Raw genomic sequence first — 17,843 nt, 5'->3', positions numbered from 1 at the left:
GGCCGTTACGAGCGCATGCGTCTAACCTTGAAGAAGGATGCCACCCGACCTTCGGGCCTAAACGGCCTGCAGCAGCAGTCTAACTTCGACGCTTTCATGAGGGCGTTCAACGACGAACGCCCTCATGAAGCGCTCGCTATGAAGGGCGTTTGCGGAAGTCTCTACCGCAGCACAAAAGCGTTTCAGGGACCGCCGGATCAGGACGATCTCTTCCATGACAAGGACACCTGGGCACAGCCTATGGGCGGATCTGCATGCATCGCAAGAAGATCAACGTCTCGACCGTGCTGACCGGTCAGAAGTTCGGGATCAAGGAAGTGGAGGATGGAATTTGGCCGATCAGCTTCATGAGTCATGATCTGGCATACATCGGTAAAGAGGAAAACCGCGTCGAATCGGCAACAAACCATTCACTCCGGAGAAAGTGTAAATGATCTCTCCGGTATCAAATGTAAGCCATGCGACAAGAATGGACCCAGGAAAAAGTGGCGGAGAGGAAGGGATTCGAACCCTCGAGACGGTTGCCCGCCTACTCCCTTAGCAGGGGAGCGCCTTCGACCACTCGGCCACCTCTCCGGTAACGCCCGTGTACGAACAAACGCCCGCAAGTTCAAGGGCATTTTTGCACGGGCTCATTTTTTCCACCGGGGCGGACTTGTTCAGCCGGCGCCATTGCCTGCGCGCAAAGCAGGCGTTGTGTACTGGCTCACGCTGAAGACCGTCAACGTTGGAGAGCCCGATCCACAACCCGGGATGCGAATTCCGTACGCCAGAGCAAGCACGCCACTTTGTGCTGCCCGCAGGGCCTTTGGCGCGTGGCTTTGGACAGAGCTGAGCAACAGGTGCTAATTTGTGCCGGGGAGAGGTTAGAAGGATTGCTTGCATGCGCCTGCTACTCGTGACCCTTGTCTGCCTGGTCGGGCTCGCGCCGGCCCTCGCCTCCGATCTCCTGATCGTCACCGAGGAGTTCCCTCCCTACAACTATCAAGAGGACGGCAAAGCAAAGGGAATGTCCGTCGAGGTCGTGGAAGCGGTTCTGGATGAGATCGGTGAAGAAGCGGAATTCGTTTTCTATCCGTGGGCGCGCAGTTATCTCACCGCGCAGAACCGCAAGAACACTCTGATCTTCTCGATCGGGCGCATCCCGGAACGCGAAGATCTGTTCGACTGGGTCGGCGTTATCGCCCCTTTCAACACGTCCTTCTACAAACTTGCCTCGAATGGGGCCATTGAGATCGGCACGCTGGACGATGCAAAGCACTACAGCGTCGGTGTGTCGGTCAAGGATGTGATCTACCAGTATCTCAAGGGCCAGAATTTCACCAATCTCAAGGTTGTTGGCGAGGATATTCTGAATATCCGAAAACTGGCGCACGGCCGGCTCGACCTGATTGCTTTCGACGAAGCTTCCTTCGCCCACCGGGTCGCACAAGAAGAGCTTGAGCCCTTGCTGTTTCGGCAGGTTTACCGCCTGGAGGATCTCAGCGGCGACCTTTACATGGCTTTCAACAAGGACAGCGATCCGGATCTAGTCGAACGATTCCGGTCCGGGCTAAGGACCATCAAGGAAAACGGCCGTTACGACGAGATCCTAATGCGCTACCAGTTAATGAACTGAGAAGAACCACCAGCCACAAGCGAAGACGGGGTACATGCCCCGGGCACTTGGCTTTGTCGCCCAGACATGTTTTTCGGTCACCCAGACACAAGATTAACTTTTCGTCTTCGCATTTTGTAAATAAGCTTTGTTCTAATTTACGCTAGGTGATGATAAAGCTTTTTATCGCATCATCACCGTCAAAACTTGAAATAGAAAGAAAATGAATCGCAACCGGAGCTTCCCCGTGCGAATATTGCTTGCCACGCTCACGATCATTGCATTTGTCGGCCAAGCATGTGCCTCGGACCTTCTGATCGTGACCGAAGAACTGCCCCCTTACAATTATGAGGAAGATGGCGTCGCAAGAGGCATGTCGACCGAAGTCGTCCAGGCTGTTCTTGCTGAGACCGGCCTGGAGGCGGATATCGTGTTTTATCCCTGGGCCCGCAGTTATCTTATGGCACAGACCCGGAAAAACACCCTGATCTATTCCATGGCCCGCATTCCGGAGCGCGAGGAACTATTCGAATGGGTCGGCATAGTCTGTCCGATCACCACGTCCTTCTTCAAGCTTGCATCCAATGACAAGATCAAGATCAATTCCCTGGATGATGCCCGCGCGTATCTCATTGGCGTGACGCTCAAAAACGTCAACCACATCTACCTCGAGGGCAAGGGCTTCACCAAATTCGAACTTGAAAGCCAGGACCTCATCAACATGCGCAAACTGGCCCATGGCCGGATCGACCTTGTCCCCTTCGATGAAGCATCTTTCTATTATCAGGTCCGCCGCGACGGCATGAATCCGGAGATCTTCGAACCTGTCTACCGCCTGGACGACCTGTCCAAGTTTCTCTACATGGCCTTCAGCAAGAATTCGGACCCGGACCTTGTCGAAAAGTTCAGGCTTGCCCTGACGACCATTCAGGAAAACGGCGTCTATGACGGCATTGTCGCCAGATATCAGCTCATGAACTAGGGCGATGACCCTTGAGTTGTTGTTTTCAGCTCCACACTTCGGCCGCACTCTTTTGCTGCGCTTAGGCCTCTTGCCCGAGGACCCGGTGTTGGAGCCGTTCCATCTCTATAACGATTGCACAGGACCAACTGAGCCGACTGGTCGCCGACCGGTTTGCCTTCCTGTGTGCGATCTGGCTTCACCTTGCCGTTTATGCGTTGCTCGCCGAGCTGTCCACGCCCCCCTCCCGGACGCCCTCTAGCCCGACGCCAGTCGAGATCGAAATCATCAGGCCCAATCTGTCGCGCCCCGGCCCGAGCCTTCAGCCCGACAATTCAAAACCTTCAGATCTGCTGCCCCGGCCTGACGAACAAGGCCTTCCGGCAAAAACTAGATTTCCCGAAAACCGGGAAACAGGCGAAACCTGGATCCGTGCTGAAACGTTTCTGGCAGCCGCCGTTCTTGCAGACCCCCGTTCCCGGCAGGCGCGCCGGGCGCTATCGACGCTTGTCGGGGCGGACAGGCGCGAACAAGTCTGTGCTCTGGAGGCCATGGAACAGGTACGGCAGGACAAGTCGGGCTTACGGCCGACACGGCTTGCACCGCATGCGTTCAGAAATGCCCGCATACGTGATGGAATGATTGTGGTTACTGCCGGCGCAGTACGCAGCCAGCGGCAGTGGTATGAAATCGCCTACAGATGCCGGCTGGACCCGGAGGGCCGCCAGGTGGTCGGCTTTGAATATGCGCTTGGTGCGCTGATAGACCGGGCGCTCTGGGACGCGCATGGCCTGGCACCGGTCCATTAGAAGACGTCCGGCTTGCGCCGTTTGCCCGGAGACCGGAATGGGCGCGGCAGAGGTGTTTCTGCCGCGTCACATGAACAATTTCGGTTGAGATGCCGTCAGGCCGGCAGCCCTGACCGAACTCAATGCATCGACAGCCATTCGCGGGCCGAGCGCTGTGCTTCGGCAATTTCGGCTGAGCTCATCTCGCAGGAGATTTCCTTGCGATAACGTGCGGCATCGCTGTTGCCCTTGAGCGCGGCAATGTTGAACCACTTGTGTGCTGTGACCAGATCCGTCGCGCCGTGACGGCCGCAGGCGCTGTCTAGGCCCATCTGGAACAGAATATCCGCCGTAACCGGCTTTTCAGCGAAGGCGGCCATATCCGCCGAGTGCATTTCAAAACGAGCCATTGTGCTCCCCTTTCATCCTCTGTCAGACTTCCCTGATGCCTCCCGTTCCTTCTGGAACACATGCGAGGCACCTTCCCCGTGAGCGATCGGGCTGAAGACCGGAGCCGAGGCCCCGGAACAATCCGATCTAAGAAACGCAAGCTTTCGCGAAGCTTTCCCCGTCGTTTCCTTAGGGTTACTTCAACAGGAGCAGTTAAAAGGCTCGTTAAAAATCACGTTTAACGCAATCCGAACAAAGTTTTAAGCAAATCTGAAATTTACACACCGGTAAGCATAGGGTTTCGATTTTCTCTTTTAAATCAATCGCATTCTCCGAAAAATTGACAGGAGCTCGCAAGACTCTGTTCACCATGGCAACATCTCCTGAATTTTTTTGACGCCAGTCCTGCCCACAACCGGCCCCGCCCTGGAGAGAGAAAATGCGAAACGTCCCGATCGTGTTGCTGCATGGAACAAATGCCAGTCCCTGGACCATGGAACCGTTCACACGCTTCTTCGAAGAACAGGGTTTTGACTGCCACACGCCCACTTATCGGCATCACGATCTGCCGGACGGCCCTGAGCGCACCGAAGCCCTGACCGGTGTCAGCATTTCAGACTATGTCGAGGATATTGCCGGCTTTCTGGCAACGCTGGACCAGCCCCCGATCGTCATCGGCCACTCGCTTGGCGGCCTGATTGCACAATTGCTCAATGGCCGCGGCCTGATTGCCGCCGGTGTGCTGATCAACAGCAGCATCATAAACGGCACGGTTCCAACCACCGAGATGGAGCGTGCGCTCGGCAAGATGTTCATGTCGGCAGGCACGTTCTGGGAAATGGTGCCTGGTCAGGATTTCGACCTCCTGGCCACTTACGGCCTCAACACCATGCCAGCTGCGCAACAACATGAGATCTGCGATCGCCTGCAAACGGAATCCGGCCAGGTGTTGTTCGAGCTGTTTTTCTGGATGTATGACATCCATCAGGCAACAAAGGTCGATTTCGAACAGGCCAGCGCGCCGCTCCTGTTCCTGTCGGGAAGCGAGGACAAGGTGGTTCCTCCGACGACGGCCCGCAGCATGGCCGACCGGTATGGCGCGCAAGCCACCTTTCTCCAGTTCGCAGGCCGCTGTCACTACATGCAGCTGGAAGAAGCGTGGGAGGAAATCGCTGGCGCCAGTCTGGAGTGGATTGACAGTCTGCCCAGACTCTAGCGCCCCCTTCAGCAAGGCCGGACTCAAAAACTGCCCGACCTTCCCCAAGGTGACGGCTTTTCAGCGTGTGTCAATGCCGCTACATTCCGTTTCCGTAAACGGAAGGCATTCCGCTTTGGGAGGAACACATGCTGAAATCTGTCCTGAGCACCGCGCTGTTGGCCGCCGGTCTCGTCACCGCGTCAACAACGCTTTCGATCGCTGCCGACGCAAAAGGAGACTGGGTGCGCCCGAACGGGGCCTCGAAAATCCGTATCAGTTCATGCGGAAGCGCGCTTTGCGGCAAGCTGATCTGGCTGCGTGAGCCGCGTAACGATACCCAGAACCCGGACGCCTCCAAACGCAGCCGTCCGCTGGTCGGCGTGCAAATCGTCCAGTCCATGAAACCGACTTCGCAGGAAAACCAGTGGAAGGGCAAGGTCTACAACGCCGAGGACGGCAAGACCTATACCGGTTTTATCAAACTGACATCGGCCAACAAACTGAAGCTTGAGGGCTGCGTAATGGGCGGCCTGATCTGCAAGGGCGAGACCTGGACCCGGGCGAACTGACTCCCGCAAAACCACGGAGTTTGCCAAATCCCCTCGATTTGGCCATGGCCCCGTCGCAATTTCTGGTAAAAACAATGTGGCGCATCCATATCCAGCAATGCGACGGGGTATTTTCGTGGCTGTCTTTCTTCAATTCCGTTCTCGCCGATCCGTTGTGTCTCAAATTCGAGCAGCCCTTCTGGCGGTCACGCTCCTGGCAGCTCCAACAGGCAGCGCGTTTGCCGCACCGGATATCAACGGAACCTGGAAAACGCCGGCGGGTGCCCTGATTGAGATCAAGGCCTGCGGCAAGGAACCGTGCGGACGCATCGTCGATTTCCCGCCCCCTAAAGGCTACACGGTTCAATCGACTCCTGACCTCAACAACAGGGATGAGGCCAAACGCGGCCGCAAAGTTCTCGGCCTAAAAGTCCTGTGGCGGCTCAAGCCGGCTTCCAACAGCTGGAAAGGCCGGGCCTACGACCCGCGGCGCGGCTTCAGCGCCAATGCCACCGTGCGCAAGACGAACGCAAACACGCTGGAGGTCCAGGGCTGCGTGCGCGTGGTCTTCAATGTCTGCGAGAAAGAGACGTGGCGGCGGGTAAAGTAGGCCGAGCGGCGCCCCTTCTTGCACCGTTGACTGAGCTCCGCTCGGAGCCGGTCACATCAGCAATTTCTTGTAACCGTGATGGCTCTGATCATAGCCGAGCCTCCGGTAGAAGTGATGCGAGCCGTCCCGCTCCTTGTTGGACGTGAGCTGGATCATGCAGGCATTCGCTTCCGCCGCCAGACCCTCGGCATGTTCCATCATCTTCCGGCCAACGCCGGTGCCGCGCTGATCGGGGCGCACATGCACACTTTCCAGCTCCACGCGCGGGCGGCCCTTGAAGGCAATGCCTTTGAGAAAATGGATCTGAAAGGTGCCGACCACCTCGCCCGTCTGATTGAGTGCCACATAAATTTCGCATTCCGGTGAGGTTCGCAGCGCGTCGAAAGCCGGCCTGTACTCCTCCCAATCATCAAACTCCCGTCCCTTGCGGACGGACGTCGCGCCGGCATTGATGATGGCAACGATTGACTGAAGGTGTTCAGGGAGAGCCTTTTTGATCGTGATCGAATGGGTCATTTTACTCGCGTTCCAGACAGCTTCCACAACTGTCACTTTTTATTGGCAGACAGGATCTTCCGGAGACAACTCCGCAACACCCCACCAGGTCGTTCGCCAGCCCTGCGGTTTAAACGCATGCGGCCAGGTGCCGCTCAGATAAGTGGCAGAGACCGGTGCGGAGCCTTTCCAGAAGGCGTTTCGATGAAATCGCTCGGCGGCCGATGCCTCGGGCTTCTCATCGCCCTCTTCCCAGACGAAAAAACACTTGTCGCGCGGTGGCTCGGGTGACGGAATCGCCTTGGTGACCAAGCGGGCATCGGGGAAGAGCACCCGCAAATTGCCGCCGGTATAGCCGTTATCCGCAATGAGTGTCGCATTCGCAGCTCCCAGCCCTGAAAGCGGTGATTTCAACTCCGAATAGGGCTTCATATGGCGGCATTTGCCGCCGCACCAGAACCGGTCAGGTGCAACAAGGCCCGGCACCCGGGCCAGGAACGCCACGGCCACTACTGCCAGCAGGACAGCACAAAGCCAGCGCCACTGCTTCTGAAATCCGAAACGCTCCAGATCCGCAAACAGGAAGACCGGCAGAAGCAGCATCAGGGGATGCATGTGCCGTTCCTTGACATAGGTGGCACCGGTGAGAACGATCAGAAGCGCGGTCAAAATGATCATGGCCAGGACCGTGCGTCCGCACAGACGGGCAACATCGTTGACCGCGGACACTGACGGCTTCCTTCGTCCGAGATATCGCGGCCAAAACAGCAGCAACAAGAGCGGTACCAGGGGCACGGAAAAGCCGACAAGACCGAAGGCGAGCTTCCCAAGCCCTTCCGCAGCACGGTTCAGATGAGACGTTTGCGCCGTGACCCCCATCGTGTCGGAGACCGACGCCAGAAGTTTCATGCCCTCGCTGAGGATCCACCAGGCATAGGGGCTGTAGACCAGTGCCGCGGCCAGCGGCACAAGCAGAAGGCCGCCAAGGCGCAGTCGGAAGCGCCAGACCGGGTCACTCAAAGCCGCCAGCAAAAGAGCCAGAACGAAGATCGGGTAGGAGTGCTTGCCCAGAAGCCCGGCGCCGGCTGCTGCTCCAAAGAGCAGATAAAAGACCAGCTGACGCGTTTCCAGCGCCTTCAGGAAAAAGAACGCGCTCATGGCGCAGGCCGTCGTCAGCACCACCGTGTGGGTGACACCCTCATGCAGGTTCCAGCCGAACTGGTAATAGAGCGAATAGGAAAAGGCACAGAGCGCAGCGAGACGCGGACCGGCTATCGCCTTGCGGGCGATCAGGAACAGGAACAGCGCAGCGATCGAGATCAAGCCGTATTTGACAAAAAGCGCGGCCCAGATCGTCGGGCCGAAGACCTGCTGCGCGGAAAAGAGCAGCCACTCGTAAAGCGGCGGCTGACGCAGCATGTAACCGGGTTGAAGCGTCTGGACGAGCACGTTTTCGAACATGTCGTCCGTGCCGAGCACAGGCGTTGACAGAGCGCGCAACAGAAGATGCGACAGCCCCCACAGCGCAACAATGACCCAGACGCCCAACGGGGTTGCGTAAAAGGGCCTGTCAGGTCTGTCCAGGGTCTCGGAAGGCATTCGACTCAGCAAATCACATCAAACAAAAGGTCCCGCGCCGTTTAGCGCATTTCCGCAAGGATGCCCAGCAATACGGCCTGGCGCTGGTCAGACTGTCATCGATCAATCCTCTTGAAGACCAAGGTCACAATCATTGATTGGTCAGGAAAGGACTGCGTCGCTACGCTTCGGCCCCAATTCAATTTGCGGAGTTTCCCTTGGCCCTTGATGTCCGGCCCCTCAAACCAGCGGAGAGCGGCCTTGAACAAGGCATGATCTTCATGGCCGTTGCGGTTCTGACCGCACCCATCTCCCATGCGATCGCAAAATCGCTCGGGTCGCAGATGGCACCGGGTCAGATCACCCTGGCCCGGCTTCTGGTCCAGATATTGATCCTCGCTGCCTTCTTCTTCCTCAGCGAACGCAGCAGATTGGCTGTTCCGACAATTTCTCAGGTGTTGCGCGGCGTGCTCCTGGCCTCTGCCTCGCTTTCCTATTTCTGGGCTGTCACGCTGCTGCCACTCGCCGACGCCTCGGCCATCTACTTCGTCTCACCCTTCCTGCTGACGCTGTTTGCGGCGATGTTTCTGGGGGAAACGCTCGGGCTGAGGCGGATAACGGCCGTTGCCGTCGGCTTTTCCGGCGCCCTTATCGTCACACGGCCCAGCTTTGAGCAGTTTGGCGCTGCGGCTCTGCTGCCCTTGTTGTCGGCCATCTTTGTCGCAATCGTGTTTACCCTCACACGGGCCCAGAACGCCAGGGAAACGCCGCTTGCGCTGCAGTTCTGGATGTGCTGTTCCGGGGCTGTTGCGATTGTTGCCGCCATGAGCCTGGGCGCACCGCTGAACATTGCCTTTCTCGTGGTCACGCCGCCCGCACCCGTCGACTGGGCGCTGCTGATCGTTCTCGGCCTGATCGGCACGTTCACACAATTGCTGGCGACCAAAGCCATTCGGCTGGCGCCGGCCGGTGCGCTGGCCCCCTTGCAGTATCTGGAGATCCTGTCGGCCAGCCTCTTGGGCTATTTTGTTTTCTCGGATGTCCCCGACAGCGCCACCCTGACCGGCATTGCGATCATCGTCGCAGCCGGCCTCTACATGTTCTACAGGGAGCGGCAACTCTCAAGGCGATAGATTTCCTGATGGTTTGAGCCTGCTGGTTGCAGGCCCAAATCAGTCCAGAAAGGTCCACGTGTCAGCCCCATCAAAAAGACGGTGGCCAATCTCTTTGATCGTCCCGGGCGCTGCAAGACGCAGATTGACAGCCATGCGGCCCTTGGCGTCGCCCTTGACGGCTTCCCAATGGGTGGTCGAGCCGCATGTCCGGCAAGTGTGGAAGGCAAGTTCCTTGTCACCACGGGAATAGCTGAGGGTCGCGTCGGGGGCTGCAGTCACGGTGATGTCGCCCGCCTCGCCGTGTCCCCAGACCGTGCCGAGACTGCGGCAGACCGAGCAATTGCACTCCACGGCGAACCGCGGCTGGATTTTCATTTCGTAGGAGACAGCACCACAATGGCAGGCTCCGGTGATCGGTAATGTGACCGCCATGGCTGTCTCCTCCCAGAGTGCCGTGTTTATTCCAGGCCGATTTTCTGTTTCAGCATGTCGCTGACAGCCTGCGGATTGGCCTTGCCCTGGGATTGTTTCATCACCTGGCCGACAAACCAGCCGAGAAGGCCTGGCTTTGCCTTCGCCTGCTCAACCTTCTCCGGGTTGGCGCCGATGATCTCGTCGACAATCGCCTCGATCGCGCCGAGGTCGGTGACCTGTTTCATGCCACGCTCTTCGACGATGGCTGCCGGATCGCCGCCCTCGGTCCAGACAATTTCAAAAAGGTCCTTGGCAATCTTGCCGGAAATGACACCGTCCTTGATCAGGTCGACGATGGAACCGAGCTGAGCCGCAGAAACCGGGCTGGTGGCAAGATCCTTGCCTTCCTTGTTGAGACGGCCGAAGAGCTCGTTGATCACCCAGTTGGCGGCAAGCTTGGCATCGCGGCCCTTGGCGACTAGCTCGAAGAAATCGGCAGACGCCTTTTCAGCGACCAGGATGTCGGCATCATATGCCGTCAGGCCGTAGTCGCTGATGAAGCGGTTTTTCTTGTCATCCGGCAGTTCCGGCAGATGCTGGGCCAGGTCATCGACAAAATCTTGCGTGAATTCCAGCGGCAGCAGGTCCGGATCCGGGAAATAGCGATAGTCATGCGCCTCCTCCTTGGAGCGCATGGACCGTGTTTCGCCCTTGGCGGCATCGAACAGACGGGTCTCCTGGTCGATCGAACCACCGTCTTCCAGGATCGCGACCTGACGGCGCGCTTCGTATTCGATGGCCTGGCCAACGAAACGGATCGAGTTGACGTTCTTGATTTCGCAGCGCGTGCCAAACTCACCGCCCGGCTTGCGAACCGACACGTTGACGTCGGCGCGCATGGAGCCCTGGTCCATGTTGCCGTCACAGGTGCCGAGATAGCGCAGGATAGTGCGCAGTTTGCCGAGATAGGCCTTGGCTTCATCCGCGGACCTCAGGTCCGGCTTGGACACGATCTCCATCAGCGCGACGCCGGACCGGTTCAAGTCGACAAAGGACATGGACGGGTGCTGGTCGTGCAGAGACTTGCCGGCGTCCTGCTCCAGGTGCAGGCGCTCGACCCCGATCTCGACCTGCTCGTCCGGCATATCCAGAAGGATCTTGCCTTCGCCGACAATCGGCTGCTTGAACTGCGAGATCTGGTAGCCCTGCGGCAGATCCGGATAGAAATAGTTCTTGCGGTCGAAAACGGATTTCAGGTTGATCTCGGCCTTCAGGCCAAGGCCGGTGCGGATCGCCTGTCGCACGCATTCCTCGTTGATCACAGGCAGCATGCCGGGCATGGCCGCGTCAACGAGGCTGACATTGCCGTTTGGATCCTTGCCGAATTCGGTCGAGGCACCGGAAAAGAGCTTGGCGTCGGACGTGACCTGGGCATGGACTTCCATGCCGATCACGATTTCCCAGTCGCCGGTCGCGCCCTTGATGAATTTCTTCGGATCGGGTGTGCGTACGTCGACAATCGTCATTTTCGTCAAGAATCCTGTTCGTTCGATTTCGCGCGGAACCACAGCGAGGCAGGTTTGCTGCGGCGCGAACAATTGGCAGACTGATGACCTAGTCGGGAATTGGCCGCGCTGCAAGGGTTTCCTTGTCCGTCGGCAGCGCTTTCGCACAGTGGAACGTACTTGGTGACGATATCAGTCACCGATCAGGAGCGCGGCGGGTGCTGCGCCTCGCCAGTGCGCATGATGAAACCGACCAGCACAGCAACGGCCTGATAAAGCTCTACCGGGATTTCCTGATCGATTTCGATCTGCGACAGGGCCTCGGCCATCATCGGGTTCTGTTCGATCGGAACGCCAGCTTCCCGCGCCAGCCGCTCGATCTGCTCTGCAACAGTTCCAGACCCCTTTGCCGTGACCAACGGCGCGCCCTCGTTCTCATATTTGAGGGCCACGGCCAGCTTCTTGTCAGTATCGCTCTGGCTCACACCAAACGTCCCTTCATGATTGCCGATCGATCATGGCACCATAGTAAGCCGCAGTCTTCGGCGGCAGGCCACGCACCAGCCGCAATTCCTGCAGGTCGAGCCCCGCATCTGCGAAGGCGGCCTCCATGGTCTCCCGGACGGCGTTCAGATTGTCGAACGTGTCCTTGCGATCGACCCAGAGGCTGGCATAGGTGCCGCCGCCGCGAAGCGAAATTGCGGCTTCCAGCGGGCCTGTGGCAGTCAGGTCGAGTGCAAATCTGAGCCGCCACGCGGGTTCGCCTTCCTCGTCTGTCTGATTGCCGGCCCCATCCCGGCCGATCTGCATCTGCATGACTGCGGTTTCCTGACCCAGCGCGAGCGGCAGTTCCAGCACCACATCCATTGGCTTGGCCGCCACTTGCGGCCCGCTCTCCCGGGCAAGACCTGTATTGGCAAGCTGGGTGAGCCGCAGACGTGCAAGAGCCGCATCTGTTTCCTTGAGCAGCGCCTGCAGGTTCTGCGGCGCCGCGCCCGCCCAATATCCGCTCGCCGATTGCGGCACCTGACCTTGAGGCGGGGTGTGGCGGGACGGCGCGGCTGGCTGTCCGGCAGGACGCGTGATTTCCGGGCGGAGGCCAAGCTGTTGAAGCAGAGACTTGAAGGAGAGCAAGGCCGACTTCAGATCGGGAACTGCACCGCCCGAGTTTCCCGGCAGTGCCAGTTGCGCCTCCCGGAACTGGCCGGACTGGCGCACCGCCTGTTGTAAATCGCCTGCAGTCGGACCGCCGGAAAGGTTGAGCCTTAGTCCGAAGATCTGCTGCATGGCTTTTGCGACGGAGTCCGGCAGGCTCACGCTTCCGGCATTTTGTGCACTCATCAAGCTGCCGATCTGCGCAAAGAGACTGGTGAGACCAGCCTGTTGTTCGCTCAAGGGCTGGGTCAACGCGCCCGCAATTTGTGCCACAGGTCCTTGACCTGTGGGCGCAGACGACTGGCTGGACACTTGCGTCGCAGCCCCCCCGAGCGCCTGACCGCCAAGTTGCTGATAGGGTTGCCCGGGCAGGATCCGGACAGGCGCGCCCCCTGGTTGCTGGCCGAGGCCGCCGGCGCCTGCCGTCAATGTCGCGAGCGCAGCATTCGCCCCCGCAGCCTGGGAAACGAACTGGGCAGTGGTCGCGGTACCGGTAACTTGCGGAGCCGGGCCGGAGGACGCCGGCGCAGGAGGTGCATTTGATGGGGCAGCAGGGGGACCCGACGAAAGGGCACCAGCCGGCGCGGGGCTCTGCAAGGACGCGGGCGAGCCCACCGTGCTCACGCCTGCTTGCCCCGACTGGACCGGCGGTGCGGTTTGGATCGCAGAATTCGGCGGCGTGCCCGGCACTGGTCCGGCCGCGGACGTCCCCGATGGAGCTGCGCCACCTGCCCCGATCGGCCCCGAGGCCGGCAGAGAACCCGGGGCTTGGCCCGGCTGCCCCGTCGCTTGAGGACCGGGTGTCGATGAAGACGGGAGAGCTCCCGTCGCCAACGCAGGCTGAACCGAAGGCTGCGGCGGCAAGCCGGATTGAGACCCGGGAACAGCAATGGCCGGTGATGGGGGCGTCGAAACGGCCCCTGCAGCCACACCGGACAAAGAACCCGGCGGGGCCGGCGGCGCTGTACCGGCCAGATTTGCCGGCGCTCCGGTTGTTACTGATGTGTTTTGTGGCAAGCCGGTCTGGGTTCCACTTGACGTTATCTGTCCGCCGGCAGGCGGGGCGGCCTGCACGGTTGCAGCAGTGCCCGGCGCGATTGGCGCACCTGGCGCTGCTCCCGCCTGCGGCGGCGCTGCGTTCGCGCCGATTGCTGGTGACAGGATCTGATTGGTGGCACCAGCCTGTGAGCCGGCCGAAGCAACCGGTCCGTTCAAAGGCGCGGGTTGAGCCTGCGCCGGAGGTGCGCCGGCTTGCTGCGGTGCGCTCGCCGGAGCAGGCTGACCTTGAACTGGCAGCGGTGGCTGCCCGGACAGGAACGTCTGTGCTGATGGCGTTTGCAAAAGCGCAGACCCGGTGGACACGGGCGCTTGGCCTGGCGGGCTACCACCTTGAGCCAACGGCACACTGGCCGGCAGGACCTGAACCAGATGTGCCCCCGTTGGAGTGGCGGTGACAACCGGATGCGCGGCAACCGTCGGCAGGGCCGGCGCAGGCTGCGCCGACCCGCCCTGGGCCGGAGGCGCCTGAGTTTGAGCGCCACCCTGGCCTTGCCCGGAGCCTGCTGGCTGCTGCGCCGGAGGTGCTGCGCCTTTGTCGGGCGTGATCAGGATGGTTGGCTGCTGCTTGCTGCCGGAAACAGTGACGATCACCTCCGCATTGGTCGGCAAGGGGGCGGAAACGCGCAAGTCGACCTTGCCGTCGGCTGTCGCCAGCCGGACGACACCACCAGGCATATTGCTTTCCACGCGCGCCTTCAGCTCAGTCCCCGGCTCGAGCTGGGAGGCAGCGGAACCGTTGGCAGCCCCCTGCGGCAGGGTCGACGCACTCACTGTTTCAACCATCACACCTTCTCCGGGTGGAGGCTTTTCGCCTGCAGGCCCTCAGGGCAAAGCCCAGGGTCCGGGAATCATAGGTTGTGAGTATGGCCGGTTTCTTAAAGAAATCCCAGAGTTGACACGGATCAAGGCACCCCGGGCTGCGTTGCCTCAGATTTGAGCGACAATCGGTAGCAGCTTTCCGGCCCGTAACCAGACAGAAGCGCCGCCACAGTACCGAAGCTCCCCATGTCAAGGAGACTGAGCTTGAATTGGATGGACCGCCTGAATGAGCGTGCCGAATTGATGGGCAGAATGCTTGATACAATCGGTGCAATGAAACACCTGCCCACAGCGGCGCATTCGGATGCCGAAATTCGGGCCGCAGCCTTTCGCTGCATCAATTGCTCGGAAACGGAAACCTGCCGGAAATGGCTGGACGTAAATTCTGAGGGGGCCGATCAGGCACTGGACGCCTGCCCGAACGCAGAGCTGTTCAACAGCTGGCGTTCTTAGACCAGCATCCAGATCGCGCTCAGCCGCGCTTGCGGCGCTGGCTGAGCCAAAAGGCTGCAAGCGCCACCAGAAAGCCTCCGGCAAACCGGAACGGGAACATGGCAAGAGCCCCCGCGTCCTGAGAAATCGGCTGAGGCAATTGCAGCATGCCTACAGCTGCCTCCAGGATAAGCGACAGCGCTGCCGCCGCAAATCCGGCGATCCAGAGTTTCTGCAGCCGGTCGGCGCGCCAGCCTAGATAAGCGCCAATCAGCAGCGCAAACGGGTTCAAAAGACCGGACAGGCCAACCAGATCCAGCCAAGTGTCTGAGAGCATCGTCATGGGCTTCTCATAACGTCCCTGATGTCAAAAGGCGAGGCACAATCTTGCCGACCGCCCCCCTTCGCCCGGACAGCGCAAGTGATTTCCATTCCGGTTTGCAGCGCACCGAAGAACCGGCTCGATTGCCACGTTTGCCAGCCTGCCGCTTCGCACTGCACATCAAACAACATCTACGGAAAAAGACAGAAACACCGCACAATATTACGAAAGTTTTCGTAACCGAAAGAACATGAATTGCAATTCATGTAAATATTTATCCCTTTACTTCTAGATCCCCTGTGCTACTTTGAAATACTAAGATTGCCGAATGACGGCATTCGACCCGTCTCCATTGCCGAGCAACAAGATTTATTTACATGGCTTTACTTTCCACGATTGAGAAAGAAGACCCAACTGTACAAGTATTGTGCGAGACAGATCGTCGTCTTGCTATACTGTGCGGCCATTGTGGTCGGTTCCGCTACATGAGTGCAGCGCGGTATGCCGGGGATCAGAAAATTTCCGCATTGAGCGAAACACTGAAATGTAGCGCCTGCGGCTCGAAAGACGTGAAAGCCGTCGCCGTTTCCAGAAATCCTGACAACGGCTATTGGCCGGCGGAACGCAGCTAACGTTTTTCGGAAAACCCGGCATTACCGGCGTCAAGACCTGTCCCGGCCCAAAATTCAGGGCAATTTTGCAACAGGGTCCGCGCAAAACCTGAACACTCTCAAACCCTGCTATTGTGAGGTTTCCGCTCTCGTGATAGACGCTCTCGCATCAATTGAGAGGTTTTATGCGCGGATCTAAACAGTCCCGGTAAAGCCCGGCCAAGAAGAGCCGGGATCACAACACAGCGCTGCATGCGTCGAGCTGCGGCAGCTGATCGATTGTGTTTTCACCAACCGCAACAGACAACGCAGCCATTGGTACACGTCCGGACTGCCGAACAGGCATTTACTCCCGGAGCCGTGAATGCACAGGTGCCTGTGACTCCAGGCCGCCAATGGGGGTGGACTGCAGCGGTTGATGTTCAGTCAGGCTTCTCAGCATCAATGGACATTTCCAAAGCCGAGCAGCGGGTTCTGCACCTGTTGGCTCAAGGCGGTTACATTCTCGTTGAAAAGGACGAGAACGGCCGCATCCTAAATCATGAAACTGTTACCCGGGACGGCTGGTTCTGGGGCGGGTGCACGCCGCACCTGTTTCATAAACTGAAATACAAGCGGTTGATTTCGTCGAAAAACAGCGGCCCCTATCGCATCACCCAACTCGGGTTGAAAAGGGTCCGCGCTCAACTCGACAACCGCTAGGGTCTGTGGACAATTAGGATTTGGTCTTGGTTTGGATGCAAATGGCTCGGTTCCAGAAGCAAAGGCGCAGGAAGGGCTAACCCTTTCAAGCCTTTGCGACGCCGAAATGAGCCATTTGCACCAAATCTCTTCAGGACGCAGAGGATTTCGGTTTGGCGTGCGTCGGAAAGTCCTTGTGGTGCCGACACCACCGCGACCTTTCCTCCTGCTCGAAAACCGAAATCCGACAAGCGCCAAGACCGAAACCTAAATGTCCACGGACCCTAGAGCAAATCGCGTCTAACCGGTCCCGATTTTCGCTGCCTGAAATCAAAGATTTCAACGCAAAAATCGAGGGTTGCTGGATCGTACTAAACGCGACACGCTCTAAACCATCAAACGCCGGATTCCGGAAACGGTATCCGGCTGGGCGGCTTTGATCGGATTGAAAGCGATACCCGTCAGGCCCTGTTGTTTCATTTCAGCGACGACGGCACGCATTTGCCTGCAGCTTTGGGCCGATTTGGCTCGTTTGCAAAAGGAGCATTGAAGGACTTTGTTCCATCTTCAAAAGCGACTGGTTATGAGTCTGAAGCCATGAGATCCGGGCGGTCACCGAGCAGGTAACGCGGTCCCCGGCCCTTGCTCGCAGCTGCATCGCCTGCGTTGTAGAGCTGACAGGATTTCAGGGACAGGCAGCCACAACCGATGCAGGAATCCAGTTTGTCGCGCAGCGCCGTCATCCGCTCGATCCGCTGATCGAGATGTGCACGGAATTCGCGGCTGATGCGCGACCAGTCGGCCTTGGTTGGCGCCCTGCCCTCCGGCAAACGTTTCAACTGGTCCGCGATCTCTGAAATGGAAAACCCGAACTCCTGGGCCACAAGCACGAAGGACAGCCGCCTTATGTCGGCGCGCAGGAAGCGGCGCTGCCCACCGGCATTGCGGCCGGGGTGAACCAGGCCCTTGTCCTCGTAAAACCGGATGGCCGACACGGACAAACCGGTTCTTTCCGCCAGCTCGCCGATGGTCAAAGGATCAGCACCCGTCATAAGCTTCTTCATTTTTTTCCTTTTTCGATCTTGACCTCAACCTTACTTGAGGAATTATCTCCAGTGTCCGAGAAAGGTCAAACCTGAAAGGACAAGGCCATGAGCAGTGCATTCCTGGAACATGTGAACGTCACCGTCAGCGACCCGGAGGCAACGGCTAAAAGACTGGACGACTGGTTCGGCTGGAAGATCCGCTGGAAAGGCGCCAGCCTGGGGGGCGGCACCACCTACCATATCGGCAACGATACCAGTTATATCGCCGCCTATCGTCCGGCGGACGCGCCCCAGCGGTCGAATGCCGTCAGCTACCACACCCATGGTGGCCTCAATCATGTGGCCGTCGTTGTCGAAGACATCGATGCCACGGAACAACGGATCAAGGCCGGCGGGTACAAGACCCACAATCACGGGGACTATGAGCCAGGCCGCCGCTTCTACTTCGACGATGATGACGGTATCGAATTCGAGGTGGTCAGCTACGCGGACTGAACGCAGAGTGACATGGCAACGGAC

Annotated in this window: 21 protein-coding genes and 1 tRNA gene; 12 read left to right on the top strand and 10 right to left on the bottom strand. The window is 58.9% G+C overall.

Features of this window, described 5'->3' with window-relative positions:
* Positions 1-15 precede the first annotated feature (15 nt).
* Entirely contained in the window at positions 16-291 is a 276-nt protein-coding gene (locus ACO6TG_RS24595) for a hypothetical protein (protein ID WP_422375607.1), read from the top strand.
* Positions 255-434: a hypothetical protein gene (locus ACO6TG_RS24590; protein WP_422378972.1), complete on the top strand. Its 180-nt coding sequence runs from the start codon at positions 255-257 to the stop codon at positions 432-434. Before ACO6TG_RS24595 ends, ACO6TG_RS24590 begins: the two co-directional genes overlap by 37 nt.
* Before the next feature lie 52 nt (positions 435-486).
* On the opposite strand, the gene ACO6TG_RS24585 is transcribed toward ACO6TG_RS24590, so the two are convergent.
* Positions 487-576: transfer RNA gene (locus tag ACO6TG_RS24585), tRNA-Ser, on the bottom strand.
* A gap of 307 nt (positions 577-883) precedes the next feature.
* Between ACO6TG_RS24585 and ACO6TG_RS24580 the strand changes: the two genes are divergently transcribed.
* The 3 genes from ACO6TG_RS24580 (at position 884) to ACO6TG_RS24570 (ending at position 3,367) form a co-directional block, all read left to right on the top strand.
* Positions 884-1,618: a substrate-binding periplasmic protein gene (locus tag ACO6TG_RS24580; RefSeq protein ID WP_422375606.1), complete on the top strand. Its 735-nt coding sequence runs from the start codon at positions 884-886 to the stop codon at positions 1,616-1,618.
* Between the two features lie 226 nt (positions 1,619-1,844).
* On the top strand, positions 1,845-2,579 hold the full coding sequence (locus ACO6TG_RS24575) for a substrate-binding periplasmic protein (RefSeq protein WP_422375605.1): 735 nt from the start codon (positions 1,845-1,847) through the stop codon (positions 2,577-2,579).
* A 530-nt stretch (positions 2,580-3,109) separates the two neighbouring features.
* Positions 3,110-3,367 carry a DUF930 domain-containing protein gene (locus ACO6TG_RS24570; protein WP_422375604.1) on the top strand — a complete coding sequence of 86 codons (258 nt, stop codon included), beginning with the start codon at positions 3,110-3,112 and terminating at the stop codon, positions 3,365-3,367.
* A gap of 119 nt (positions 3,368-3,486) precedes the next feature.
* Here the strand turns inward: ACO6TG_RS24570 and ACO6TG_RS24565 are convergent, their stop codons facing one another.
* Positions 3,487-3,726 (bottom strand): hypothetical protein, encoded by a 240-nt coding sequence (locus tag ACO6TG_RS24565; protein WP_094069963.1) that lies wholly within the window; start codon positions 3,724-3,726, stop codon positions 3,487-3,489.
* A gap of 449 nt (positions 3,727-4,175) precedes the next feature.
* On the opposite strand from ACO6TG_RS24565, the gene ACO6TG_RS24560 reads away from it, so the two are divergent.
* The 3 genes from ACO6TG_RS24560 (at position 4,176) to ACO6TG_RS24550 (ending at position 6,092) form a co-directional block, all read left to right on the top strand.
* Positions 4,176-4,952: an alpha/beta hydrolase gene (locus tag ACO6TG_RS24560; RefSeq protein ID WP_422375603.1), complete on the top strand. Its 777-nt coding sequence runs from the start codon at positions 4,176-4,178 to the stop codon at positions 4,950-4,952.
* Positions 4,953-5,080: 128 nt separating this feature from the next.
* Complete coding sequence (locus ACO6TG_RS24555) at positions 5,081-5,503, top strand: DUF2147 domain-containing protein (protein ID WP_422375602.1); 423 nt, start codon at positions 5,081-5,083, stop codon at positions 5,501-5,503.
* Positions 5,504-5,579: 76 nt separating this feature from the next.
* Positions 5,580-6,092: a DUF2147 domain-containing protein gene (locus tag ACO6TG_RS24550; protein ID WP_422375601.1), complete on the top strand. Its 513-nt coding sequence runs from the start codon at positions 5,580-5,582 to the stop codon at positions 6,090-6,092.
* A 51-nt stretch (positions 6,093-6,143) separates the two neighbouring features.
* Here the strand turns inward: ACO6TG_RS24550 and ACO6TG_RS24545 are convergent, their stop codons facing one another.
* Complete coding sequence (locus ACO6TG_RS24545; RefSeq protein WP_422375600.1) at positions 6,144-6,608, bottom strand: GNAT family N-acetyltransferase; 465 nt, start codon at positions 6,606-6,608, stop codon at positions 6,144-6,146.
* A 39-nt stretch (positions 6,609-6,647) separates the two neighbouring features.
* A complete protein-coding gene (locus ACO6TG_RS24540; protein WP_422375599.1) occupies positions 6,648-8,186 on the bottom strand; it encodes an ArnT family glycosyltransferase in 1,539 nt (512 codons plus the stop codon).
* Between the two features lie 197 nt (positions 8,187-8,383).
* On the opposite strand from ACO6TG_RS24540, the gene ACO6TG_RS24535 reads away from it, so the two are divergent.
* Positions 8,384-9,298: a DMT family transporter gene (locus ACO6TG_RS24535; RefSeq protein ID WP_422375598.1), complete on the top strand. Its 915-nt coding sequence runs from the start codon at positions 8,384-8,386 to the stop codon at positions 9,296-9,298.
* 39 nt (positions 9,299-9,337) lie between these two features.
* On the opposite strand, the gene ACO6TG_RS24530 is transcribed toward ACO6TG_RS24535, so the two are convergent.
* The 4 genes from ACO6TG_RS24530 to ACO6TG_RS24515 form a co-directional block, all read right to left on the bottom strand.
* Positions 9,338-9,712 carry a GFA family protein gene (locus tag ACO6TG_RS24530; protein WP_422375597.1) on the bottom strand — a complete coding sequence of 125 codons (375 nt, stop codon included), beginning with the start codon at positions 9,710-9,712 and terminating at the stop codon, positions 9,338-9,340.
* A 26-nt stretch (positions 9,713-9,738) separates the two neighbouring features.
* Entirely contained in the window at positions 9,739-11,220 is a 1,482-nt protein-coding gene (gatB, locus tag ACO6TG_RS24525; protein ID WP_422375596.1) for an Asp-tRNA(Asn)/Glu-tRNA(Gln) amidotransferase subunit GatB, read from the bottom strand.
* Positions 11,221-11,402: 182 nt separating this feature from the next.
* Positions 11,403-11,684 carry an EscU/YscU/HrcU family type III secretion system export apparatus switch protein gene (locus tag ACO6TG_RS24520; RefSeq protein WP_422375595.1) on the bottom strand — a complete coding sequence of 94 codons (282 nt, stop codon included), beginning with the start codon at positions 11,682-11,684 and terminating at the stop codon, positions 11,403-11,405.
* A gap of 13 nt (positions 11,685-11,697) precedes the next feature.
* Positions 11,698-14,196, bottom strand: coding sequence for a flagellar hook-length control protein FliK (locus ACO6TG_RS24515; protein WP_422375594.1), 2,499 nt, complete (start codon positions 14,194-14,196; stop codon positions 11,698-11,700).
* Between the two features lie 288 nt (positions 14,197-14,484).
* Here ACO6TG_RS24515 and ACO6TG_RS24510 point away from each other — a divergent pair, with 288 nt between their 5' ends.
* Positions 14,485-14,685: a DUF6455 family protein gene (locus ACO6TG_RS24510; protein WP_422375593.1), complete on the top strand. Its 201-nt coding sequence runs from the start codon at positions 14,485-14,487 to the stop codon at positions 14,683-14,685.
* 19 nt (positions 14,686-14,704) lie between these two features.
* Here ACO6TG_RS24510 and ACO6TG_RS24505 read toward each other — a convergent pair whose 3' ends face one another.
* The gene (locus ACO6TG_RS24505) at positions 14,705-15,007 is read right to left on the bottom strand and encodes a phosphatidylglycerophosphatase (protein ID WP_422375592.1); all 303 of its coding nucleotides are present in this window, start codon (positions 15,005-15,007) and stop codon (positions 14,705-14,707) included.
* Between the two features lie 1,034 nt (positions 15,008-16,041).
* Here ACO6TG_RS24505 and ACO6TG_RS24500 point away from each other — a divergent pair.
* On the top strand, positions 16,042-16,299 hold the full coding sequence (locus tag ACO6TG_RS24500; protein ID WP_094069950.1) for a YjhX family toxin: 258 nt from the start codon (positions 16,042-16,044) through the stop codon (positions 16,297-16,299).
* Between the two features lie 560 nt (positions 16,300-16,859).
* Here the strand turns inward: ACO6TG_RS24500 and soxR are convergent.
* Complete coding sequence (soxR, locus tag ACO6TG_RS24495; protein ID WP_422375591.1) at positions 16,860-17,342, bottom strand: redox-sensitive transcriptional activator SoxR; 483 nt, start codon at positions 17,340-17,342, stop codon at positions 16,860-16,862.
* 87 nt (positions 17,343-17,429) lie between these two features.
* Here soxR and ACO6TG_RS24490 point away from each other — a divergent pair, with 87 nt between their 5' ends.
* Positions 17,430-17,819 carry a VOC family protein gene (locus ACO6TG_RS24490; RefSeq protein WP_422375590.1) on the top strand — a complete coding sequence of 130 codons (390 nt, stop codon included), beginning with the start codon at positions 17,430-17,432 and terminating at the stop codon, positions 17,817-17,819.
* Positions 17,820-17,843 lie beyond the last annotated feature (24 nt).

This window comes from Roseibium sp. (genome assembly GCF_965233565.1).
Taxonomy (GTDB): Bacteria; Pseudomonadota; Alphaproteobacteria; order Rhizobiales; family Stappiaceae; genus Roseibium.
This window is presented reverse-complemented; position numbering and strand designations above follow the sequence as displayed.

Coding starts and splice junctions, on each gene's coding strand:
- ACO6TG_RS24595 (WP_422375607.1), top strand. CDS start 16: ATGCGTCTAACCTTGAAGAAGGATGCCACCCGACCTTCGGGCCTAAAC.
- ACO6TG_RS24590 (WP_422378972.1), top strand. CDS start 255: ATGCATCGCAAGAAGATCAACGTCTCGACCGTGCTGACCGGTCAGAAG.
- ACO6TG_RS24580 (WP_422375606.1), top strand. CDS start 884: ATGCGCCTGCTACTCGTGACCCTTGTCTGCCTGGTCGGGCTCGCGCCG.
- ACO6TG_RS24570 (WP_422375604.1), top strand. CDS start 3,110: ATGGAACAGGTACGGCAGGACAAGTCGGGCTTACGGCCGACACGGCTT.
- ACO6TG_RS24565 (WP_094069963.1), bottom strand. CDS start 3,726: ATGGCCGCCTTCGCTGAAAAGCCGGTTACGGCGGATATTCTGTTCCAG.
- ACO6TG_RS24560 (WP_422375603.1), top strand. CDS start 4,176: ATGCGAAACGTCCCGATCGTGTTGCTGCATGGAACAAATGCCAGTCCC.
- ACO6TG_RS24555 (WP_422375602.1), top strand. CDS start 5,081: ATGCTGAAATCTGTCCTGAGCACCGCGCTGTTGGCCGCCGGTCTCGTC.
- ACO6TG_RS24545 (WP_422375600.1), bottom strand. CDS start 6,608: ATGACCCATTCGATCACGATCAAAAAGGCTCTCCCTGAACACCTTCAG.
- ACO6TG_RS24540 (WP_422375599.1), bottom strand. CDS start 8,186: ATGCCTTCCGAGACCCTGGACAGACCTGACAGGCCCTTTTACGCAACC.
- ACO6TG_RS24530 (WP_422375597.1), bottom strand. CDS start 9,712: ATGGCGGTCACATTACCGATCACCGGAGCCTGCCATTGTGGTGCTGTC.
- gatB (WP_422375596.1), bottom strand. CDS start 11,220: ATGACGATTGTCGACGTACGCACACCCGATCCGAAGAAATTCATCAAG.
- ACO6TG_RS24515 (WP_422375594.1), bottom strand. CDS start 14,196: ATGGTTGAAACAGTGAGTGCGTCGACCCTGCCGCAGGGGGCTGCCAAC.
- ACO6TG_RS24510 (WP_422375593.1), top strand. CDS start 14,485: ATGCTTGATACAATCGGTGCAATGAAACACCTGCCCACAGCGGCGCAT.
- ACO6TG_RS24505 (WP_422375592.1), bottom strand. CDS start 15,007: ATGACGATGCTCTCAGACACTTGGCTGGATCTGGTTGGCCTGTCCGGT.
- ACO6TG_RS24500 (WP_094069950.1), top strand. CDS start 16,042: ATGGACATTTCCAAAGCCGAGCAGCGGGTTCTGCACCTGTTGGCTCAA.
- soxR (WP_422375591.1), bottom strand. CDS start 17,342: ATGAAGAAGCTTATGACGGGTGCTGATCCTTTGACCATCGGCGAGCTG.
- ACO6TG_RS24490 (WP_422375590.1), top strand. CDS start 17,430: ATGAGCAGTGCATTCCTGGAACATGTGAACGTCACCGTCAGCGACCCG.